The organism is Brevundimonas sp. (genome assembly GCF_032107865.1).
GTDB lineage: Bacteria > Pseudomonadota > Alphaproteobacteria > Caulobacterales > Caulobacteraceae > Brevundimonas.
In genome coordinates, this window is the sequence record NZ_DAMCNG010000315.1 from 1 (window position 1) to 2,147 (window position 2,147).

4 protein-coding genes are annotated in these 2,147 nt (G+C 67.3%); 2 read left to right on the plus strand and 2 right to left on the minus strand.

From position 1 onward, the window contains the following. Together RT567_RS16090 and RT567_RS16095 are read right to left on the minus strand one after the other, a co-directional pair. The coding region (locus tag RT567_RS16090) for an FAD-dependent oxidoreductase (RefSeq protein ID WP_313577217.1) at nucleotides 1-233 on the minus strand (233 nt) is incomplete at its 3' end. Between the two features lie 101 nt (nucleotides 234-334). Then, nucleotides 335-688, minus strand: a complete 354-nt coding sequence (locus tag RT567_RS16095) for an endonuclease domain-containing protein (RefSeq protein ID WP_313577218.1) — start codon at nucleotides 686-688, stop codon at nucleotides 335-337. Between the two features lie 98 nt (nucleotides 689-786). Here RT567_RS16095 and RT567_RS16100 point away from each other — a divergent pair, with 98 nt between their 5' ends. Both RT567_RS16100 and hisG read left to right on the plus strand, forming a co-directional pair. Then, entirely contained in the window at nucleotides 787-1,083 is a 297-nt protein-coding gene (locus tag RT567_RS16100) for a YerC/YecD family TrpR-related protein (protein WP_409516188.1), read from the plus strand. A gap of 9 nt (nucleotides 1,084-1,092) precedes the next feature. Then, nucleotides 1,093-1,974, plus strand: a complete 882-nt coding sequence (gene hisG, locus RT567_RS16105) for an ATP phosphoribosyltransferase (protein WP_313577220.1) — start codon at nucleotides 1,093-1,095, stop codon at nucleotides 1,972-1,974. The last annotated feature ends 173 nt before the right edge of the window (nucleotides 1,975-2,147 follow it).

Genomic DNA, 2,147 nt, shown 5'->3' on the forward strand with positions numbered 1-2,147 from the left:
ACGCCGGTGCGCAGGGCGATATTCTGCTCGGCGTAGAAGCTCTCGGGGCGCAGCATCAGGTCTTCCAGACCCGCCTCGCCTTTCAGCCAGGCTTTCGACAGGGGCGGGCGCTGATAGGGCGGCGCGCTCTCCTGCCCCGCCAGGACGATCTCGCCCTCGAACCCATACTGCCTCAGCAACGCCGCCGCCGAGCCCCCCGCGTGTCCCGCGCCGATGATCACTACCTTGCTCATGGCGGACAGATAGAGTGGCGAAGCTCGACTAGCGAGAGGCGGTCAGCTTTTTCCTCCCCATGACAATGGGGAGGGGGACCGCGTAGCGGTGGAGGGGCCCTCTAGCGCCCCGTCGCGTGAAGCAGGGTCACGGCCAGAACGCCATCAAGATGATCGCGAACATCCGTGGCCCGGACACGCAGAACCTCAATCTCCTGCGCCTTCAACCATGCGGTTCGCCGCGCATCGTGGGCGATCTGGTCCGGGTCGTCGTGCGTTGCGCCGTCAACTTCAACCGCCAAACGTGACGCAGGACAGTAGAAGTCGAGGATGTAGGGGCCGACCGGATGCTGGCGGCGGAATTTCAGCGCTTCGAGGCCGCCGCCTTTGAGCTGCGTCCATAGACGCGCCTCGGGCGGAGTCAGGTCGCGACGCATTCGTGCGGCGCGTCTGTAGGCGTCGACGGTCGGCGGCATGGCCCCTCCACCACTTCGTGGTCCCCCTCCCCACAGGTGGGGAGGAAAAAGGGGCGGCGTCAACTTACCTCTCTTGACCGTTCCATTGTTACAGCATAATGGAACACACCATGAGCACCGCCGCCGCCAAGACCGCCCTGCTGGACGCCCTGCTCTCGCTGAAAACGCGGGAGGAAGCGGACGCCTTTCTGGCCGATCTGTGCACCCCGGCCGAGCTGCGCGCCATGGCCGAGCGGTGGCAGGTCGCGCGGATGCTGGACGCCGGGGACAAGACCTATCGCGAGATCGCCGCCGAGGCCCCGGCCAGCCCGACCACCGTGGTGCGCGTCGCGCGCTCCCTGAAGGACATGCCGCACCAGGGCTATCGGCTGGTGCTGGACAGACTGAAAGCCTGAGTTGACATCATGAGCACGGTTCAGGGGCGGCTGCGCATCGCCGTCCAGAAATCCGGCCGTCTGGCCGAACGCAGCCTCGATCTGGTCCGCGATGCGGGCCTGCGCGTGGTCAAGGGAAACAACGACCTGCTGTATCGGATCGAGAACTATCCGATCGACCTGCTGCGGGTGCGCGACGACGACATTCCGACCTTCGTGGCGGACGGGGTCTGCGATCTGGGCATCGTCGGCGAGAATGTGCTGGAGGAAGTGAAGAACGGCGGGCCAAACGCCGAAGTGGTCATGCCGCTGGGCTTCGGTCGCTGCACGCTGAAGATCGCGACGCCGCCGGCGCTGGACTACGCCGGGCCTTCGTCGTTGCAGGGCCTGCGGATCGCCACCTCCTATCCCAAGGTTCTGCGCCGCTTTCTGGATGAGGCGGGCGTGGATGCGGACATCGTCACCATGCGCGGCGCGGTCGAAGTGGCCCCTCGGCTGAAGCTGGCCGCCGCCATCTGCGATCTGGTCTCCACAGGCGCGACGCTGGAGACCAACGGTCTGAGCGCGCGCGACACGGTGCTGGACAGCCAGGCCGTGCTGATCAAGTCGCCGACGCCGCCCGAGCCGGGCCTGCAGCACCTGCTGGACAGCATCGTCGAGCGGATGGCGGGCGTGGTGTCCTCGCAAGGGGCCAAATACGTGATGCTGAACGCGCCCCGCACGGCGCTGGACCGGATCACCGCCCTGTTGCCCGGCGCGGGCTCTCCGACCGTCATGCCCCTGTCGGGCCGTGACGACGCCGTGGCCGTCCACGCCGTCTGCCAGGAGGCGGTCTTCTGGGAGACGCTGGAGAAACTCAAGGCTGAAGGGGCGTCGGCCATCCTGGTCCTGCCCATCGAGAAGATGATGTGATGAAGCGTATCGACTGGAACCTGCTGGACGCCGCCGGGCGCAAGGATGCGCTGGCCCGCCCGCAGCGTCGCACCGAGGGCTTCGTCTCCAGCGTGGTGCGCGAGATCTTCGACGACGTGCAGGCGCGCGGCGGCGAGGCCGTGACCGACTGGGCGACGCGTCTGGACGGCGCC